Source organism: Dactylosporangium cerinum, from assembly GCF_042653625.1.
Lineage (GTDB): Bacteria > Actinomycetota > Actinomycetes > Mycobacteriales > Micromonosporaceae > Dactylosporangium > Dactylosporangium cerinum.
The window spans coordinates 89,071-106,392 of sequence record NZ_JBHSIU010000054.1 but is presented as its reverse complement, the minus strand read 5'-3'; the positions used below and the strand labels follow the sequence as shown (position 1 = coordinate 106,392).

The following is a 17,322-nucleotide window of genomic DNA, read 5'->3' as shown; positions in this document are numbered from 1 at the left end:
GTTCACCGCTGCGCGGGGGCCAGATGGGCCCGCTCGCCCTGCGGGCCGAACAGCGTGAGCAACTCCGCCGGCCGGTCGTCGGCACTGCCGATCCAGTGCGGCACCCGGGTGTCGAACTCCGCGGCCTCGCCGGCGCCGAGCAGGAACTCCCGCTCGCCGAGCACGAACCGGACCCGCCCCTCGAGGACGTAGAACCACTCGTAACCGTCGTGCGTCTGCAACCGCGTGGTGGCCGCCCGGCCGGCGGGCGGATAGACCACCTTGTAGGCCTGCACACCCCCGGGTCGCCGGGTCAGCGGCACCACGGTCAGCCCGAACCGCCGCACGGGCCGCATGTGGATGCGCGGGTCGCCGGTGGGCGGCGCCGCGACCAGGTCGTCGAGCGGGACGCCGTGCGCCCGGGCCAGGGGCAGCAGCTGCTCCAGGGTCGGGCGGAGCCTGCCGTTCTCCAGGCGGGAGAGGGTGCTCGCGGTCAGGCCGGTCTCGGCGGCCAGGTCGGCGAGGGTGGTGCCGCGCGCCTTGCGCAGGTCACGCAGGCGCGCTCCGACCCCGGCGAGGACATCGTCCATGCGGTCATCATGCGGATCCGCAACTTTTCTTGCAACCCCGTCACCGCCGTGGCGATCCTGGGGTCATGGAAACCGCCTTCTGGGATCAGCATTACGGCACCCGCCGCACCTGGGACACGCACGCCAACCCGCTGTTGGTCGAGACCGCCGGGCCGCTGCCCCCGGGTGCCGCCGCGGATCTGGGCTGCGGCGCCGGCGGCGACACCGTCTGGCTGGCCCGGCACGGCTGGCAGGTCACCGCCGTCGACATCTCCGGCGTCGCCGTCGAACGGGTCCGGGCCCGAGCCCGCGACGCCGGCGTCGACGGCCGGGTCGTCGCCGAACAGCACGACCTGGCCGCCACCTTCCCGGCCGGGACGTTCGACCTCGTCTCGGCGCAGTACCTGCAGACCCCGTTCCCGTTGCCCCGCAGCCGGGTGCTGCGCACCGCCGCGCTGGCCCTGTGCCCCGGCGGCCTGCTCCTGGTCGTCGACCACGGATCCACCGCCCCCTGGTCGTGGAACCAGGACCCGGACATCCACTTCCCGACCCCCCACGAGATCGCCGCTGAGCTCGACCTCGACCCCTCGCGGTGGCGCATCCTGCGCGCCGACATGCCCCGGCGTGAGGCCACCGGACCCTCCGGCGAGACCGCCACCGTCACCGACAACGTCCTGCTCATCCAGCGGACCGGTGAATGACCGCCCGCCGCCGGGACGCGGGACCCCCGCAGCCGGGCGCGTCGGAGCGGGAGACGCTGGCCGGGTTTCTCGACTACCTGCGCGACGCCGTCGCGGCCAAGGTCGCCGGCGTGCCGGAGCCGCAGGTCCGCACCGCCGGCGTGGCGTCCGGCACCAACCTGCTGGGCCTGGTCAAGCACCTGACCCACGTCGAACGCTGGTACTTCCTCGGCGAGCGCACCCGCGACTGGCGCCGCACCATGCGCCCGTCCGCCGAGGAGACCGTCGACGGCGTGCTGGCCGGCTACCGGGACGCCGTCGCGCAGGCGAACGCGGTGATCGCGGCCTGCACCGACCTCACCCAGCCGGCCCACCGGGGCCCGGCCCCGTCCATGCGCTGGGTGCTCGCGCACATGATCGAGGAGACCGCCCGGCATGCCGGCCACGCCGACATCCTCCGCGAGCAGATCGACGGCGCCACCGGCCGCTGACACCCGCGTGAAGCTCGACCGCCCGGCGGCGCGGAGCGTCGTGACCCGGCGTGACCAGGCGCCCGTGGCGCTGGTTTGCCGCGGAGGGCGGACGGGCACCACGTGACCGTCCATGCCTGTCGGCGGGACCAACCGACAACAGTCTGATCGGGGGCGTGCGTGAAGCTGTCGTTGGAAGTCCGGCCCGGCCGGGACTGCACCATCGTGCAGGTGGGCGGCATCGTGGACCTGGCGACCGAACCGGACCTGCGGCAGTGTCTGCAGCGGGTCATGGAGGACGGCGCCCGGTCCATCGTGCTGGACCTCGCCGGGGTGCCGAAGCTCGATTCCAGCGGGCTGGGGGCGATCGTGTCGACGTTCAAGCTGCTGCAGCAGCGTGGTGGGCGGCTGTGCCTGGTGTCGGTGCAGCCGTCGGTGCGCAACGTGTTCCTGCTGACGTCGGTGGACCGGCTGATGGGCATCTACGACGGCGTCGAGGCCGCCGAGGAGGACCTGGCGCGCGAGCTGCGGTGACGGCGGTGGCCGCGTCGCCTGCGGCCACCGCCGTCACCGGCGCCGGGCTCACGGCTGGGTGTCGCCCTCGCCGGTGCGCTGCTGCGCGGCGTCGACGCCCTTGTCGATGTTCTCGGTGTACTTGCCACCGGTGCGCTGGTCCGCCTGGTCACCGGCCTTGCCGATGCCCTGGTCGACCTTGTCGTCGTGCCGGTGGGCGAGGTCCTTGACCTTGTCCATGAGTTTGCCCATCTCATCCTCCAGGTGTCGGAAGCGGGTACGGAACGGGCACTACCCGGCCCACCCCGGTCGATGCGGGCACCGCCGCGCTTTTTCCGCTTGACCTTGCCGCGTGCGGCAACGTTTACGGTTCCGGCCATGCGGAGCAAACGCGTCCAGGCGACCGGGGCAGCGACCCACGCCACGGACTTCACCGTCACCACCGAGGACGTCGCCGAGCCCGGCACCGGGCAGGTCCTGGTGCGCAACCGGTTCATGCTGCTGGGCGCGGTGATGCGGGCACTGCTGCCGACGATGGCGGGCAAGACCCTCGGCACCGTCGTCGCGTCCAGCGATCCGGCGGTGCCGGCCGGCAGCGCCGTCGTGCACATGCGGGGCTGGCAGGAGTTCACGCTGCTGGACGCGGCGCAATGCCGGGTGGTCGACGGCGAGGACCCGGTGCTGCTGTTGTCCAACGGGCTCACCGCGTACACCGGGCTGGTGGCCGCCGGGCTCCGGCCGGGGGAGACGGTGTACGTGTCGGGGGCGGCCGGCGCCGTCGGCAGCGTCGCCGGGCGGCTGGCCCGGGCGATGGGTGCGGGGCGGGTGGTCGGCAGCACCGGCACGGCAGCGAAGGTGCCGCAACTCGTCAACCGGCTCGGGTACGACGACGCCTTCGAGCACCGCGACCCGGCCACCGTCGCCAAGCAGCTGGCCGAGGTCGCCCCGGACGTCTACTTCGACACGGTCGGCGGGCCGCTGCTGACCGCGACGCTCCCCACGCTGAACCCGGGCGGGCGGGTCGCGCTGTGCGGTGCCCTCGCCCAGCAGCTCGGCGGTGCCGCCGAACCGACCGTCGACCTGCTCACCGTGATCCGCGGGCGGCTGTCGCTGCACGGCGTCACCGGCGACCCGGCGCTGGAGCCCGCGTATCGGCAACTGGTGGACGAACACCGGCTGGACTTCGCGCACACCGTGGTCGACGGCCTCGAAGCCGCGCCCCAGGCGCTGCTGGACCTGTTCACCGGACGCTTCATCGGCACGGTCCTGGTGCAGCTGGCAGAGTAGATGGATGCGGATCGGGGAACTCGCGCAGGCGGCCGGCGTCACCACCAGGACCCTGCGCCACTACGAGGCCGAGGGCCTGTTGCACAGCGAGCGATCCGGCAACGGATACCGCAGCTACCCGGACGGCGCGGTCCTGCGGGTCAACAACATCCGGGAGCTGCTGGCCATCGGCTTCACCGTCGCCGACGTGCGGTTCTTCGTCAGGTTCCTGGACCAGCCGCTGCCGCCGGCCTTCGGTGACCAGGGCGGCTGCGCCACCGCGATGCGGGTGGCCCGGGAGCGCGTCGACCAGCTCCGGGACCGCATCAGCGTCCTGACGACGTTGCACGACGCGCTCACCGCCCGGATGCCGTAGCTCACGGGGCGAGCGTGACCGCGAGGAAGCCGGGCAGCGCGAACTCGAGGCGCTGCACCCGTTCCCCGGAGACGGCCAGGCCGACGACGACGGCGCCGTCGGGGACCAGCCCGGGTTCGGGGCCGGGCTGATCCTCGCCGAACCCGCCGAGACCGCGCCACCGCAGGCCCGCGGCGTCGACGCGCACGGCCGTGGCCGCCGGGCCGACGGCGCACAGCGCGGCGAGCAGGACGAGGTCGGACAGGTCGGCGGTGACGATCGGCGGGTGGGCCGGCCACCGGTCCGGATCAACGGTCGCGGCGACGGCAACCGGGTCGGGCAGCCACGCGGCGAGGTCGACGGTGGCCCGCCAGCCGGGGGCGCCGACGGCGCGGGCGTGCCGGTGCACCGCATCCAGCACGACGGCGGGTGCGCCGAGGTCCTCGAGTGCGGCCAGCCGCGCGGCCGCGTGGTCCAGGGACCGCTGGACGACCGTGGGCTCGGCGGACAGGGCCTGCTCGAACGCCGGCGGGCGCCCGTGGAGGTAGCCGATCAGCGGCTCGAGCCAGGGACGCGGCGCCGCGGCGGGCTGGATCTGGTAGCCGGCGGTGGCGTCGCGGACGGCGGCGTCGAGCGCGAGGAGCTCGGCGGCGTCGACGGGGAAGACCAGTGGGCCGGCCGGGAACAGCCCGCGGAGCAGGCCGGACTCGTCCACGAACAGGGCGTCGATGCTCCGCACACGGCTCAGCCTTCCACACCGGACCCTCGGGTCTCGACCTCGGAGAATCGACGCAAAAAACGACGCAAAATCTTGGTCCAGGCCTTCCGGGGGCTCGGTGGCTGGGCTACGTTCGAGGAAAGGCCCGGTCCGCAGATCCGTCCAGCAGCGGCGATGCTCTGCCACCCGGTCCGCAGCGCGGCCGCCCCACCGCGCACTCAAGCAACGGGTGCCAAGACGGAAGTGGGCCTGCACCGCGCGCTCCCCCTGAAGGGTCGATGCACCATGTCCGCAACCGCCGAATCCACGCTGTCCACCTCCCGGTCCGCGTCGCGGGAGGCGACGGACGCCACCGCGATGTCGCTGCTGTCGCTGATGGCGGACCTGCCCGAGGGAAGCGCCGACCGGCAGCGAATCCGAGGCCGGCTCATCGAGATGTACTTGCCGCTGGCCAAATACCTGGCGCAGCGTTTCCGCAACCGCGGCGAACTCTTCGACGACCTCGCGCAGGTCGCAAACCTGGGCCTGGTCAAGGCGGTCGACCGGTTCGACCCCGGGCACGGATCGGCCTTCACCAGCTACGCCATCCCGATGATCACCGGCGAGCTCAAGCGGCACTTCCGCGACAAATGCTGGGACGTGCGGGTGCCCCGCCGGCTCCAGGAGATCCGGCTGCGGATCAGCCGGGTCACCGAGGAGCTCACGCACACGCTCGGCCGGTCGCCGACGGTCGCCGATCTGGCCGCGCACCTCGACGCCACCGAAGAGGAGATCATCGAGGGGATGGAGGCCGGGCAGGCCTACCGGACGACGTCACTGGACGCGCCCGTGCGCGGCGGCGACGGCGAGGTCACCGGCCTCGGCGACCTGCTCGGCGACACCGATCCCGACATCGAGCAGGTCGAGGTCCGCGAGGCACTGCGGCCGCTGCTCGCCCGCCTGCCGGCGCGGGAGCAGCGGATCGTCGCGATGCGCTACTCCGGCAACCTGACGCAGGCGCAGATCGCGGCCGAGCTCGGCATGTCCCAGATGCACGTGTCCCGGCTCCAGGCCGCCGCCCTCACCAAGCTCCGGGCCGGCCTGATGGCGTGAAAGGCCGTGACGCCGAACCAGACCGGCGCGCTCAGGTCACCGCCAGCCGGGGGGCGACGTCGGGGAACGAGCCGTCGCCGAACAGGACCCGGGCGGCGACGGCCCGGCCGGCCCGGGTGCGCAGCGCGGCGACCGCGGCCTCGGCGGCGGCAGGCGAACGGACCCCGGCGAGGACCTGGCGCAGCAGCAGCCGTCCCCGGAACCTGGCCCGGAACGTGCCGCCGTCGTAGCGGCGCAGCAGCTGCTCGTCGCCGGTCCGCAGGTAGTCGGCGGTGACGGTCGCGGCCAGCTCCGACATGCGCAGGCACGGGTCGAGGCCGCCGGCCGTCAACGGCGACACGGCGCCCGCCGCGTCGCCGACCAGCAGCCCGCCCGGGCACGCGATCCGCCGCAGCACCCCACCGACCGGGATCGGCCCGCCGCGCCGCTCGACCGGACCGGCCGGTGCCACCACGCCGGGGGCGTCGGCGGCGAACGTGTCCAGCAGGTGCCGCACGCCGGCCCGCATCGCGCCCGGGTAGCCGGCGACACCGACGTGCGCGTGCCGGCCGTCGTCGATGACCCATCCGAGGTATCCGGGGGCGACGCGCGGGTCCAGTACACAATGAAATGCCGGCGCTGAGGTCGCCGACGCGACCGGATGGATGAGCTCGGCGCCGACGAGCATCCGCCGGTTGACGTCGAGGCCGAGGTCGCGGGCCACCCGGGACCGCGCGCCGTCCGCGCCGATGACGAACCGGGCCCGGACCGGCTCCGCGTGCTCGAACGTCGCTGTCTGCTCGGTGCTGCCGGTGTACCGCAGACCGAGGAGGACCCGCGCCCCGGCCGCCTCCGCCGCGTGCCGGGCGTGCTCGTAGATGCCGGCCATGTCGGCGACCCGGTACTCGTCGCGGTCGCTGGTGAGCCGGATCGGCGCGCGCCGGGACGGCGGGTACAGCAGCACGTCCCGGACGCCGGGCCCGAGCAGGTGCCCCGGCAGGTCGAAGTCGTCCAGGGTGCGGCGCACGAAGATCCCGGTGGTGCGGATGCCCGCCGACAGCGACCTGCGCCGGTCGACGACGAGGACGTCCAGGTCCTGCCGCGCGAGCAGCCGCGCCGTGTGCAACCCGGCCAGTCCCGCACCCACGACCAGCACATCCACTGTCTGCATACCTCCCGACGGTAGGTGCGCGACACCGTCCCGGCGATGGCGTGCACGCCATCCGCCCGGTACCTCCACACGACCGTCACGCCCCGGTCAGGGCGCCGCCGATCGTGGCGGCGAGGGCGCGGCCGGCGGTGCGGCCGGGGTCCAGGTCCGGGTTGTAGATCGTCACCTCGAAGCCGACCGCGCGCCCGCCGGCCATCGCGGTGGCCAGGACGGTGTGCAGCTCGGCCCAGCTCAGCCCGCCGGCGAGCCGGTAGTCGACGGCCGGCATGACCGCGTCGTCGACCACGTCGGCGTCGACGTGGATCCAGAACCCGTCGAGCTCGGGCCGGGCCACGTGGGACACCGCCTCGGCGGCGGCCCGGGCCACCCCGACCCGGCGGATCCGGTCGAGGTCCCAGGACCGCAGGGTGGCGGGAAGCGGGGCGCAACCGGCGGCGGCCTGTTCCTCGGCGTCGCGCATCCCGACGGCCGCGACGTCCTCGTCGCGCAGCAGCGGACCGGTGCCGTCGAGGTCCGTCAGCAGCGCCGGGCCGCGGCCGGTGGCGAACGCGAGCTCCATCGACGCGACCTCGGCCTCGGAGTCGGTGTCCGGCTGGTAGAAGTCGGCGTGCCCGTCCAGGAACAGCAGCCCGTGCCGCCCGCGCCGGCGCAGCGCCAGGAGGCTGCCGAGCAGGATCGAGCAGTCACCGCCGAGCACCACCGGGAACTCGCCCCGGTCGAGGACCTCGGCGACGGTCCCGGCGAGCCGGCGGGCATAGCCGGCGACGCCGCCTGCGTTGCGGACGCCGGTCACCGGGTCGACGCCGTCCTGCCGCGGCGGGGCCTCGACCCGACCGGCGAACCGCGCGCCCAGGAGGTCCCCGAGCCCGGCCGCGAGCAACGCGTCGGGCAGCCCGGCGACCCCGTCGACCTGCAGCCCCAACGCCGACGGCGCGGCGATCACAGCGAACCCGGGTCGGCGCATGACGGTTCCCTCCGGACGTCGGCAGTCACCGTCGACGGTAACGGCCGCCCGAGGCCGGCACTGCCCGCGTCCCGCTGCGCGGCGGCTGAGGACCAGCCGCCGCGCCGGGACAGCAGCCGGGTCTCAGTGCGCGGCGGCCGTGAGCTGCGCGTCGAGGAGCATCGCGGTGTTGATGAGCGCGAGATGGCTGAACGCCTGCGGGAAGTTGCCGATCTGATCGCCGTTCAGGGCGATCTCCTCGGCGTACAGGCCGAGCTGGTTGCTGTAGGTGAGCATCTTCTCGAAGGTGAGCCGGGCCTCGCCGAGCCGGCCGGAGCGGACCAGGGCGTCGACGTACCAGAACGTGCACATGGTGAACGTGCCCTCGGAGCCGCGCAGCCCGTCCGGGGACGCCTCCGGGTCGTAGCGGTACACGAGGCTGTCGGCGACGAGTTCGGTGTCCATGGCGGCGAGCGTGGAGTGCCACTGCGGGTCGTTCGGGGCGATGAAGCCGACGGCCGGCATGGCCAGCAGCGCCGCGTCGAGGACGTCGGAGGCGTAGTGCTGGACGAACGCCTGCCGTTGCTCGTTGTACGCCCGGCTCAGCACCTGCTCGTAGATCGCGTCCCGGGCCGTGGCCCAGCGGGTCACGTCGCCGGGGCGGCCGCGGTGCCGGGCGATGCGGATGGCCCGGTCGAACGCGACCCAGGCCATCAGCCGGCCGTAGGTGAAGTCCTGCCGGCCGCCGCGGGTCTCCCAGATGCCGTCCTCCGGCTGGTCCCAGTGCTCGACGAGCCAGTCCAGCACCGTGCGGGTGTGCCGCCAGCCCGCCGTGGACACGACGAGGCCCGCCTGGTCGGCCTGCCACATCGCATCGAGGGCCTCGCCGAAGACGTCGAGCTGCAGCTGCCCGGCGGCGCCGTTGCCGACCCGCACCGGCCGGGAGTCGCGGTAGCCGTCGAGGTGGCCGAGGACCTCCTCGTCGAGCTCGGGGGAGCCGTCGACGCGGTACATGATCTGCAACGGTTCGCCGCGTTCGCCGGCGTCGCGGACCCGCGCGTCGAGCCAGCGCAGGTAGGCCTGCGCCTCGTCGGTGTAGCCCAGGCCGAGCAGCGCCCCGACGGACAGCGACGCGTCCCGGACCCAGGTGTAGCGGTAGTCCCAGTTGCGTTCCCCGCCGATCTGCTCCGGCAGGCCGGCGGTCGGCGCGGCGACGAGGGCCCCGGTCGGCGCGTAGGTCAGCAGCTTCAGCGTCATCGCGGAGCGTTCGACCATCTCCCGCCAGCGTCCCGTGTACCGGGACCGGCCGATCCAGGCGCGCCAGTAGTCGCGGGTCTCCTCGAACATGCGCTGGATCTGCCCGGCGGGCAGCGCCTGCGGCGGCCCGTCGGTCCCGGTCTCCAGGATGACCCCGGCCATGTCGCCGGCGTGCAGCGTGGCGAGGGCCTGGAACCCGCCGGTCCCGTCGGTCCAGACGTCGTCCTGGCCGAGCAGCGGCCCGTCGCGGTTCGCTGTGTGCACCGTCAGGTTCTGCCGTTCGCTGCGGAACACCGCGCCTGCCGGGGACAGCTGCAGCTCGTGCTCGTCGCGGCCGTAGTTGAACCGCGGCTGGCAGTCGATGCGCAGCCGCATCTGCCCGCGCACGACCCGCACCAGGCGCACCAGCCGGTGGACGTCGGTGACCTCGGTGCCGGTGACCGGCATGAAATCGACGACCTCGGCGACGCCCGCATCGCTCAGGAACCGGGTGATCAGCACCGGGGTGCCCGGCAGGTACAGCTGCCGGGTGGTGTGGTCCTCACCCTCCGGGGCGATTTTGCAGTGTCCGCCCGCCTTCGGGTCGAGCAGCGCCGCGAAGATGCTCGGTGAGTCGATCCGCGGCGCGCAGAACCAGTCCACCGCGCCGTCCTGCGAGACCAGCGCCGTGGTCTGCAGGTCACCGATCAGGCCGTGCTGCTCGATCGTGGGGTACGTCGCCATCGGGTTACCTCCTGCTCGTCGTTCACCCACCTTTCACCTCGGTCCGCCGTGTGCCCTCCTCCTTTTCGGGCGACAAGATTCTGTCCACGAAATGTCCACAGGACCCGTCCTACCGTGCGCCGACAGCATTTTCGCCAACCGCGAGGAGCACACCGATGAGCACGCCTGTCGTCTTCATCCATGGACTGTGGCTGCACGCCACGTCCTGGCGGCCCTGGATCGAGCTGTTCCGCGAGGCCGGCTACGAGCCGGTCGCGCCGGGCTGGCCGGGGGAGCCCGGCACCGTCGCCGAGGCCCGCGAGCACCCCGAGGCCGTCGCCGACCACGGCATCGACGACGTCGTCGCGCACTACGCGAAGGTCATCGCCGCCCTGCCGGCGAAGCCGATCCTGATCGGTCACTCGTTCGGCGGCATGATCGCCCAGAAGCTCCTCGGCCAGGATCTCGCCGCCGCGGCGGTCGCCATCGACGCCGCGCAGATCAAGGGGGTCCTGCCGTTGCCGCTGTCGGCGCTGCGCGCGACGCTGCCGGTGTTCAAGAACCCGGCGAACAAGCACCGGGCGGTGTCGTTGACGGCGGAGCAGTTCCGGTTCGCGTTCGGCAACGCCGTCACCGAGCAGGAGTCGCAGGAGCTGTTCGACCGCTGGGCGATCCCGGCACCGGGCAAGCCGCTGTTCGAGGCGGCCGCGGCCAACTTCGACCCGCACTCCCCGGCGAAGGTCGACACGGCCAACGAGCTGCGCGGGCCGCTGCTGCTCGTCACCGGCGGCCGGGACCACACGGTGCCGGAGTCGGTGACCCGCGCGACGCTGAAGCAGTACCGCCACTCGCACGCGGTCACCGACATCCACGACTTCCCGGACCGGGCCCACTCGCTGACGATCGACAGCGGCTGGCGTGCGATCGCCGACGACAGTCTGGCGTGGCTGCGACAGCATGGGCTCTGAGGCGACGCGGGCGGCCGTGGTGCTGGAGCCGGCCGCCCAGCAGTTCGCCGACGACAACGCCGAGCCGCCGTTCCTGTATCAGCTCGACCCGTCCGAAGGCCGCCGGATCGTGGCGGAGATGCAGGCGGGCCCGCCGTTGCGGCCCGGCGCCGACGTGACCGACCTGGTCGTCGCCGCGCCGCCCGGGCGGGTGCCGGTCCGGATCGTCGCCCCGCCCGGGGCGGCCGGTCCACTGCCGGTGATCCTCTACGTGCACGGCCTTGGCTGGGTGTTCGGCGGCCCGGGCAGCCACGACCGGCTGGTGCGGGAGCTGGCGGTCGGGGTCGGGGCGGCGGTCGTGTACCCCGACTACAGCCTGTCGCCGGAGGCGGCATACCCGACCGCCCTCGAGGAGGTGTACGCGGTCGCCGAGTGGATCGCCGCGTCCGGCGCCGGGCACGGGCTGGACCCGGCGAGGATCGCGATCGCCGGGGACTGCGCCGGCGGGAACCTCGCCGCGGCGGTGACGCTGCTGGCGAAGCAGCGCGGCGGGGTGTCCTTCGTCCGGCAGGTGCTGTTCTACCCGGTCACCGACGCCGCGTTCGGCACCGGCTCCTACCACGAGTTCGCCGAGGGCTACGTCCTGCGCCGCGACGCGATGAAGTGGTTCTGGGACCAGTACACCACCGATCCGCGGCAGCGGGCCGAGATCACCGCGTCGCCGTTGCGGGCGACGGTCGAGCAGCTCACCGAGCTGCCGCCGGCGCTGGTCATCGTCGCGGAGGCGGACGTCCTGCGCGACGAGGGCGAGGCGTACGCCGGCAAGCTGCGGGCCGCGGGTGTGCCGGTGGTCGCGGTCCGATACCAGGGCGTCATCCATGACTTCGTCGCGCTCGACGCGCTGCGCGGCACCGGTGCCGCACAGGCCGCCATCGCTCAGGCGGTCGCGTTCCTGTCCGACGCCCTGCGCTGAGGAACCGGCCGCCGACGCCCGGCGGCCGGGCACGACAAGCAACGTTTCGCATCAGAGGGGAACCGACTGAGCCCATGATGACCGGCCCTCCGCTTCGCTCCGGACCGGTCATGCGTCCTCCGCTTCGCTCCGGCCGCCTGACCTCCGGACTGAGCCCATGGTGACCGGCCTCTCCGCTGCGCTCCGGACCGGTCACCCATGCAGTCTCGCCTCGATCTCCGCCGTCGGCCGGCCGGCCTCGCGCAGGATGCTGCGTGCCGCCCGCCAGGCGGTGCCGGCGGCGTCGGGTTCACCGGCGTCGTCGTGCACGTCGCCGAGCCGGATCAGCGTCGCCGCCTCCTCACCGCGGTCACCGACCGTGACCCAGAGGTCGACGGTCTGCTGGTAGTGCTCGATGGCCCGGGCGTGGTCGCCCAGGCCGTGGTGGATGCCGCCGAGGCCGGCCAGGCAGGCCGCCTCGCCGGGCCGGTCGCCGAGCGCCCGGAACAGTGCCAGGGCCTGCTCGCAGCGGGGCAGCGCGAGCCGGAACTCGCCGAGCTTGGCGTGCATGGATCCGATCTCGTTGAGCGCCTGGGCGATGCCGGGCCGGTGGCCGGCGGCGCGGTAGAGCTCCTCGGCCCGCAGGCAGTGCTGCAAGGTCTTGTCGTATTGGCCGCTGCCCGTGTAGGTGGCGCCGATGCCGCGTTCCACGGTGGCCTGGCCGACGAGGTCGCCGAGGTCGGCGTAGCCGTCGAGGGCGCAGGTGAAGTGGGCGCGGGCCTCCGCCTGGCGGTCCGCGCCGGTCAGGGCGTGGCCGAGGTCGCGATGGGTGCGGGCCAGCACCGCCGGGTCCGCCAGGCGTTCCGCCGCGGTGAGCGCGGTCCTGCGGGTGGCGACCCGGTCGTGCACCCGGCCCAGGCGGCGCTGGAACGGGTCCAGGGTCCACGCCAGCTGCCAGGTGTGCAGGTCGTCGCCGCGGTCCAGCAATGCCTGCAACGTCCGGTGCTCGGCGGTGCACCAGGCCATCGCCCGGTCCTGGTCGGTGAGCGGCTCGGGGGTGGTGCCGGGCTCGGGTGCGGCGAGGGTGACCGGGTCGCGGCCGGGTGCCAGCAGCAGCGCGGCCCGGTGCGCGGTGTGCAGGTAGTGGTCCCGGAGCCGGGCTGTGGCGGCGCTGCGGTCCGGGTCGGGTTCGACGGTGTGGGCGAGTTCGGTGGCGTACGAGCGCAGCACGTCGTGGAACGCGAACCGGCCCGGAACGGGCTCGGCGAGGAGCCCGGCGCGGACCAGTTCGCCGAGCAGCGGCCGGACCCGGCCGGCACCGGCGAGACTGGCGGCGGCGGCGACCGGGATGTCCGCGCCGGGGTGCAGGCCGAGCAGCCGGAACAGCCTGGCCGCGGTGGCGGTGAGCGCGTGGTACGACCAGGCGGGCACCGTCCTTTCCCGGCGGAGGCCGGCGGCCAGGTCGCGCATCGGCAGGTGCGGGTGGGCCGCGGCACGGGCGGCGACGATCGCCAGGGCGAGCGGCAGCCCGTCGCACCGGCTGATGATCTCGTCCACGCTGCCGGGGTCGGCGGTGGTCCGTGCGGTGCCGAGCCGGCGGGTCAGCAGGTGCCGGGCCTCGTCCGGGGTGAACCCGCCGAGGGTGATCGGGGTGGCGCCGTCGGAGGCGATGAGGCCGGCCAGCCGGTCGCGGCTGGTGACGAGGACGAGGCAGGTGCCGGTGCCGGGCAGCAGGGGCCGCACCTGGGCGGTGTCGCGGGCGTTGTCGAGCAGGACCAGCATCCGCCGGCCGGCCAGTTCGGTGCGCAGCAGGGCGGCACGGGCGTCCAGGCCGGCCGGGACGCGGTGCGGCGGGACGCCGAGCGACTCCAGGAGCCGGGCCGCCGCCTCGGCCGGGTCCATCACCTGCCCGGCGGGGGAGAAGCCGTGCAGGTCGAGGTACAGCTGGCCGTCGGGGTACCGGTCGGCGACCTGGTGCGCCCAGTGCACCGCGAGGGTGGTCTTGCCGGCGCCCGCCGGGCCGCTGATCGCGACCGTGGAGGGGGACGCGTCGCCGGTCAGCAGGTCGCTGGTCAGGACGTCGCCGGTCAGGAGGGAGAGGGCGGCGAGCTGGGGCCGGCGACCGGTGAACGACGACGGGTCCGGCGGCAGCTGGGCGACCGGCCGCTCGGTGCTGCCCGCGGGCTGCATGGCCGGGCGCAGGACCCGGGCGCGGGCGGCGGTGAGCTCGGGTCCGGGGTCGATGCCGAGGTCGTCGTGCAGGCTCGCCCGGACCTTGTCGAACCGGTGCAGCGCCGCGGCCTGCTGTCCGGTCGCGGCGAGCAGCAGCATGAGCCGGGCCTGCAACGACTCGTCCAGCGCGGCGCGGTCGGCGGCCCGTTCCACGGCCGCCAGCACCAGGCCCGGCAGTCCGGCGGCGAGGGCGGCGTCGGCGGCGGCGCGGGCCGCTGCCTCGTATTCGCGGTCCAGGGCGCTGAACACGGGCCGGCTGCGGATCTCCGCCGCGATGGTGCTGGCCGCGGGTCCCTGCCACAGGTCCAGCGCGCCCCGGAACAGCGTCGCGTCGGTCCGGGCCTGGCCCAGCAGCGTCCGGAACTTGAGCAGGTCGACGGTGTCTGCGCCGACGGCGAGCCGGTAGCCGCCGCCGGACCGGACCAGCCAGCGCCCCGGGTCGCGGTTGGTCAGCCCGGGTTCGAGGGCCCGGCGGAGCAGCCCGAGGCTGCGGTGCACCGCGTTGACGGCGGTTGCCGGCGGGCTCTCGCCCCACAGCACGTCGACGATCTCGGTGAGGCTGACCGGGTGCCCGGCCCGTGCCAGCAGCAGGGCGAGGACAGCGCGTTGCTGCGGGGCGCCGAGGTCGACCTCGGCGCCGGAACGCCAGACCCGGACCGGGCCCAGGACCGTGAACCACATGTCTGCCATACGTCGGACGCTAGGGCGGTGGCGCCGTGCGCCGCGAGCGTCACGTGACGGTACCTGTGCTACGCGGGATGGCCCGCCGGGACGCGGACGATCCCGGCCAGCTGGGACCGCGACGTGATTTCCAGCTTCGGGAAGATGCGGTGCAGGTGCGAGCTGACGGTGCGGTGCGACAGGTACAGCCGTTCGCCGATCTCTCGGTTGGTCATCCCCTCGGCGGCCATCTGCGCGATCTGCAGCTCCTGCGCGGTGAGCCGGTCCCGGGTGTCGACGATCTGCCGGCGGCTCGCCTCGCCGGAGGCGCGCAGCTCCCGCCGCGCGTGGTCGCCCCACGGGACGGTGCCGAGGATGTCGAACGTGTCCCGGGCCGTGCGCAGCAGCGCGCGCGAGTCGGCGATGCGGCGTTGCCGGCGCAGCCACTGCCCGTAGGCGAGCTGCACCCGGGCCCGCGCGAACGGCCACGGCCCGGCGTCGACCCGCAGCGCGGCCTCGAACAACGCCTCCGCCTCGTCGTCGCCGGCGAGGACCGCGCGGGCGTGCCGCAGCCCGCCGTGCAGAGCCGGCGACGGCGTCTGCAGCGCGAACGCCTCGAGCTCGGCGACGATGCCGGTGACGGCGTCGTGCTGCCCGCTGTGCACGGCGGCGTCGGCGAGCTCGGCCAGGGCGAAGCAGCGCAGCGCCGGGTGGAACGACGGGTCGGCCGGATCGTGCATGCGGCGCAGGTGCTCGTAGGCGTCGGCGTACCGCCCGGCGCCGAGCGCGGCGAGCCCGCGGGCGAGCCGTGCGGTGGCGAGCACCGGGCGGACCCGGCCGGACGTGGCGGCCTGCTCCGCCGCGCCGGCGAAAGTCAGCACCGACGCCTCGTCGCCGCGCAACGCGGCCAGGACGGCGGCGGTGGCCTGGCCGATCCCGACGAACAGCGGCTGCGACGTCTCCCGCGCCAGCCGGGTGCACTCCTCGGCCGCCGGGATGCCGACGTTGAGGTCGGCGAGGTGGGCGGCGCTCCACGCCTGCGCCCCGAGCGCCCGCGCGACGAGCCCGAGGCGGCCCTGCGCCCGCAGGTCCGGCAGCGACGCGGTGCAGCACGCCTCGGCCAGGTCGAACGCGCCGACCAGGACCGCGGCGCTGCCGACGAGGCGCAGCGCCTCGGCGTTGCCGCCGGCCCGCGCCGCGCTGCGGTGCAGGCTGTCGATGACGGCCGCGCCGCGTTCGATGGGTGCCGCGAACGCGAGGATCGCCAGCAGGTCCGGGTCGTCCGCCCGGATCGGCAGCCCCTCGGCGACGTCGACGATCCGGTGCCGGGCCGGCAGGTCGGCCTCGGTCCAGAAGGATCGCAGCGCGGCCCCGTTCAGCAACCGCAGCGCGACGTCGACGTGCCCATCCGCGGCAACCGCCTCGGCGACGTCGGCGACCGCGGCGGGCCGGCGGTGCTCGTCGCGGAGCCCGTCGCCGAAGCTGGCCTCGATCCACAGCAGCTGGGCCCGCTGCCACGACGACAGGTCGAGGGTCCGGGCGTCGTGGAGCAGCCGGTGCACGACGTCCTGCCGGCCGAGTTCGACGGCGGCCTCGGCGGCGCGCAGCAGCCGGGCCGCCCGCCGCGCCGGGTCGTCGGTGAGTTGCGCGGCCCGTTCGAGCGCGGCGAGCGCCGACAGCGTCGCACCCCGCCGCCGGGCCGCGGTGGCGATCTCCTCGAGGCCGGCCGCGACCTCCTCGTCCGGCCCGTGACTGGACGCGGCCCGGTGCCAGATGCCACGGTCGGGCCGGCCGGTGAGGACCTGCGCCAGCGCGGTGTGCGCCGCGTGTCGTTGCGTGAGGTCGGCCCACTGATGGATGGCCGATCGCATCAGCGGGTGCCGGAACCGGATCCGGTCACCGTCCACGTCGACCAGCGACGCGGCCACGGCGGGCGGCAGGTCACCGGCGGTGACGGCGTCACCGGTGACGAGCGAGGCCGCGGCGAGGGCCTCGGACAGCGCGTCACCGTCGTTGATCGCGGCGACCAGCAGCAGCGTCCGGGTCGCCGCGGGCAGCTGCACCATCCGTGCCGCGAACGCCTCCTGCAGCCGGTCGGTCAGCGGCCGCGCGGTCATCGGACCGGCCGGGTCTGCGGGCCCGGCGGCGGAGGACAGCTCGACCAGGGCGAGGGGGTTGCCGGCGGCGTCCTGCAGCAACTGCCGCCGCGCACCCGCCGGCAGGCCGGCCGCGTGCGCGCTGAGGACGGCCTCGGCCGCTTCCTCGTCGAGCCGGTCGAGGCGCAGCCGGGGCAGGTCCGTGCCGAACGACGTGGGGAAGCCGTCGCGCACCGCGGCCAGCAGCAGCACCGGATCCGCCTCGAGGCGGCGCCCGACGAACCCGAGGATCTCCGCGGTCGCCGGGTCCAGCCAGTGCGCGTCCTCCACGACGAGCAGGGCCCCGGGCCCGGTGGCGGCGTCGGCGAGCAGGTTCAGCACGGCGAGCGCGATGAGGAACAGGTCCGAGCCGCCGACGTCGGCCATGCCGAACGCGCCGAGCACCGCGTCGCGCTGCGGCCCGGGCAGCGCCTCGGCGCGGGCCAGGACGGGTTGCAGCAGCTTGTGCAGGCCCGCGAACGGCACCCGCGACTCCGCCTCGACGCCGGCGGTGGCCAGGACGAGCATCCCGGCGGCGGCCGCGATCCGGCGCGCCTCGGCGAGCAGCCGGGTCTTGCCGATGCCGGCCTCACCGTGCACCACCAGAGCACCGCCCCGGTCGCGGACCCCGCGCACCAGTGCGTCCAGGCGCCGCAGTTCGACGTCCCGTCCGTACAGGTGACCGCCAGTCATACCGAGAGT

At 74.6% G+C, this 17,322-nt stretch carries 16 protein-coding genes; 8 read left to right on the top strand and 8 right to left on the bottom strand.

Translation table 11 applies throughout. The annotated features are described in order from the left end of the window. Positions 1-2 precede the first annotated feature (2 nt). Positions 3-569 (bottom strand): helix-turn-helix domain-containing protein, encoded by a 567-nt coding sequence (locus ACFPIJ_RS38350; protein ID WP_380122856.1) that lies wholly within the window; start codon positions 567-569, stop codon positions 3-5. A gap of 65 nt (positions 570-634) precedes the next feature. Here ACFPIJ_RS38350 and ACFPIJ_RS38345 point away from each other — a divergent pair, with 65 nt between their 5' ends. The 3 genes from ACFPIJ_RS38345 (at position 635) to ACFPIJ_RS38335 (ending at position 2,232) form a co-directional block, all read left to right on the top strand. Next, entirely contained in the window at positions 635-1,249 is a 615-nt protein-coding gene (locus ACFPIJ_RS38345) for a class I SAM-dependent methyltransferase (protein ID WP_380122854.1), read from the top strand. Next, on the top strand, positions 1,246-1,719 hold the full coding sequence (locus tag ACFPIJ_RS38340) for a DinB family protein (protein WP_380122852.1): 474 nt from the start codon (positions 1,246-1,248) through the stop codon (positions 1,717-1,719). Before ACFPIJ_RS38345 ends, ACFPIJ_RS38340 begins: the two co-directional genes overlap by 4 nt. A gap of 159 nt (positions 1,720-1,878) precedes the next feature. Further along, positions 1,879-2,232 (top strand): STAS domain-containing protein, encoded by a 354-nt coding sequence (locus ACFPIJ_RS38335; protein WP_380122850.1) that lies wholly within the window; start codon positions 1,879-1,881, stop codon positions 2,230-2,232. Between the two features lie 48 nt (positions 2,233-2,280). On the opposite strand, the gene ACFPIJ_RS38330 is transcribed toward ACFPIJ_RS38335, so the two are convergent. After that, positions 2,281-2,463, bottom strand: a complete 183-nt coding sequence (locus ACFPIJ_RS38330; RefSeq protein ID WP_380122848.1) for an antitoxin — start codon at positions 2,461-2,463, stop codon at positions 2,281-2,283. Positions 2,464-2,589: 126 nt separating this feature from the next. On the opposite strand from ACFPIJ_RS38330, the gene ACFPIJ_RS38325 reads away from it, so the two are divergent. Together ACFPIJ_RS38325 and ACFPIJ_RS38320 are read left to right on the top strand one after the other, a co-directional pair. After that, positions 2,590-3,498 carry a zinc-binding dehydrogenase gene (locus ACFPIJ_RS38325; RefSeq protein ID WP_380122846.1) on the top strand — a complete coding sequence of 303 codons (909 nt, stop codon included), beginning with the start codon at positions 2,590-2,592 and terminating at the stop codon, positions 3,496-3,498. A gap of 4 nt (positions 3,499-3,502) precedes the next feature. Then, positions 3,503-3,853 (top strand): MerR family transcriptional regulator, encoded by a 351-nt coding sequence (locus ACFPIJ_RS38320; protein WP_380122845.1) that lies wholly within the window; start codon positions 3,503-3,505, stop codon positions 3,851-3,853. A 1-nt stretch (position 3,854) separates the two neighbouring features. Here ACFPIJ_RS38320 and ACFPIJ_RS38315 read toward each other — a convergent pair whose 3' ends face one another. Further along, a complete protein-coding gene (locus ACFPIJ_RS38315) occupies positions 3,855-4,571 on the bottom strand; it encodes a hypothetical protein (protein WP_380122843.1) in 717 nt (238 codons plus the stop codon). Positions 4,572-4,835: 264 nt separating this feature from the next. Here ACFPIJ_RS38315 and ACFPIJ_RS38310 point away from each other — a divergent pair, with 264 nt between their 5' ends. Next, positions 4,836-5,642, top strand: a complete 807-nt coding sequence (locus ACFPIJ_RS38310) for an RNA polymerase sigma factor SigF (RefSeq protein WP_380122841.1) — start codon at positions 4,836-4,838, stop codon at positions 5,640-5,642. 31 nt (positions 5,643-5,673) lie between these two features. On the opposite strand, the gene ACFPIJ_RS38305 is transcribed toward ACFPIJ_RS38310, so the two are convergent. From ACFPIJ_RS38305 to ACFPIJ_RS38295, 3 genes are all read right to left on the bottom strand, one after another. Next, a complete protein-coding gene (locus tag ACFPIJ_RS38305) occupies positions 5,674-6,792 on the bottom strand; it encodes an FAD-dependent monooxygenase (protein ID WP_380122839.1) in 1,119 nt (372 codons plus the stop codon). A gap of 76 nt (positions 6,793-6,868) precedes the next feature. Next, entirely contained in the window at positions 6,869-7,756 is an 888-nt protein-coding gene (locus tag ACFPIJ_RS38300) for an arginase family protein (RefSeq protein WP_380122838.1), read from the bottom strand. A gap of 123 nt (positions 7,757-7,879) precedes the next feature. Further along, the gene (locus ACFPIJ_RS38295) at positions 7,880-9,715 is read right to left on the bottom strand and encodes a glycoside hydrolase family 15 protein (protein WP_380122836.1); all 1,836 of its coding nucleotides are present in this window, start codon (positions 9,713-9,715) and stop codon (positions 7,880-7,882) included. Positions 9,716-9,870: 155 nt separating this feature from the next. Here ACFPIJ_RS38295 and ACFPIJ_RS38290 point away from each other — a divergent pair, with 155 nt between their 5' ends. Both ACFPIJ_RS38290 and ACFPIJ_RS38285 read left to right on the top strand, forming a co-directional pair. Then, positions 9,871-10,662 (top strand): alpha/beta hydrolase, encoded by a 792-nt coding sequence (locus ACFPIJ_RS38290; RefSeq protein WP_380122834.1) that lies wholly within the window; start codon positions 9,871-9,873, stop codon positions 10,660-10,662. Further along, positions 10,652-11,614 (top strand): alpha/beta hydrolase, encoded by a 963-nt coding sequence (locus ACFPIJ_RS38285; protein ID WP_380122832.1) that lies wholly within the window; start codon positions 10,652-10,654, stop codon positions 11,612-11,614. The genes ACFPIJ_RS38290 and ACFPIJ_RS38285 overlap by 11 nt, the downstream gene beginning before the upstream one ends. A gap of 192 nt (positions 11,615-11,806) precedes the next feature. Here ACFPIJ_RS38285 and ACFPIJ_RS38280 read toward each other — a convergent pair whose 3' ends face one another. Together ACFPIJ_RS38280 and ACFPIJ_RS38275 are read right to left on the bottom strand one after the other, a co-directional pair. Then, positions 11,807-14,515 carry an AfsR/SARP family transcriptional regulator gene (locus ACFPIJ_RS38280; RefSeq protein WP_380122830.1) on the bottom strand — a complete coding sequence of 903 codons (2,709 nt, stop codon included), beginning with the start codon at positions 14,513-14,515 and terminating at the stop codon, positions 11,807-11,809. Between the two features lie 59 nt (positions 14,516-14,574). Beyond that, a complete protein-coding gene (locus ACFPIJ_RS38275; RefSeq protein ID WP_380122828.1) occupies positions 14,575-17,313 on the bottom strand; it encodes an ATP-binding protein in 2,739 nt (912 codons plus the stop codon). Positions 17,314-17,322: the final 9 nt, after the last annotated feature.

Bases quoted from the DNA above. Each gene is read 5' to 3' on its own strand.
- ACFPIJ_RS38280 (WP_380122830.1), bottom strand. From the start codon at position 14,515: ATGGCAGACATGTGGTTCACGGTCCTGGGCCCGGTCCGGGTCTGGCGT.
- ACFPIJ_RS38275 (WP_380122828.1), bottom strand. From the start codon at position 17,313: ATGACTGGCGGTCACCTGTACGGACGGGACGTCGAACTGCGGCGCCTG.
- ACFPIJ_RS38285 (WP_380122832.1), top strand. From the start codon at position 10,652: ATGGGCTCTGAGGCGACGCGGGCGGCCGTGGTGCTGGAGCCGGCCGCC.
- ACFPIJ_RS38350 (WP_380122856.1), bottom strand. From the start codon at position 569: ATGGACGATGTCCTCGCCGGGGTCGGAGCGCGCCTGCGTGACCTGCGC.
- ACFPIJ_RS38305 (WP_380122839.1), bottom strand. From the start codon at position 6,792: ATGCAGACAGTGGATGTGCTGGTCGTGGGTGCGGGACTGGCCGGGTTG.
- ACFPIJ_RS38295 (WP_380122836.1), bottom strand. From the start codon at position 9,715: ATGGCGACGTACCCCACGATCGAGCAGCACGGCCTGATCGGTGACCTG.
- ACFPIJ_RS38345 (WP_380122854.1), top strand. From the start codon at position 635: ATGGAAACCGCCTTCTGGGATCAGCATTACGGCACCCGCCGCACCTGG.
- ACFPIJ_RS38320 (WP_380122845.1), top strand. From the start codon at position 3,503: ATGCGGATCGGGGAACTCGCGCAGGCGGCCGGCGTCACCACCAGGACC.
- ACFPIJ_RS38325 (WP_380122846.1), top strand. From the start codon at position 2,590: ATGCGGAGCAAACGCGTCCAGGCGACCGGGGCAGCGACCCACGCCACG.
- ACFPIJ_RS38290 (WP_380122834.1), top strand. From the start codon at position 9,871: ATGAGCACGCCTGTCGTCTTCATCCATGGACTGTGGCTGCACGCCACG.
- ACFPIJ_RS38340 (WP_380122852.1), top strand. From the start codon at position 1,246: ATGACCGCCCGCCGCCGGGACGCGGGACCCCCGCAGCCGGGCGCGTCG.
- ACFPIJ_RS38310 (WP_380122841.1), top strand. From the start codon at position 4,836: ATGTCCGCAACCGCCGAATCCACGCTGTCCACCTCCCGGTCCGCGTCG.
- ACFPIJ_RS38300 (WP_380122838.1), bottom strand. From the start codon at position 7,756: ATGCGCCGACCCGGGTTCGCTGTGATCGCCGCGCCGTCGGCGTTGGGG.
- ACFPIJ_RS38330 (WP_380122848.1), bottom strand. From the start codon at position 2,463: ATGGGCAAACTCATGGACAAGGTCAAGGACCTCGCCCACCGGCACGAC.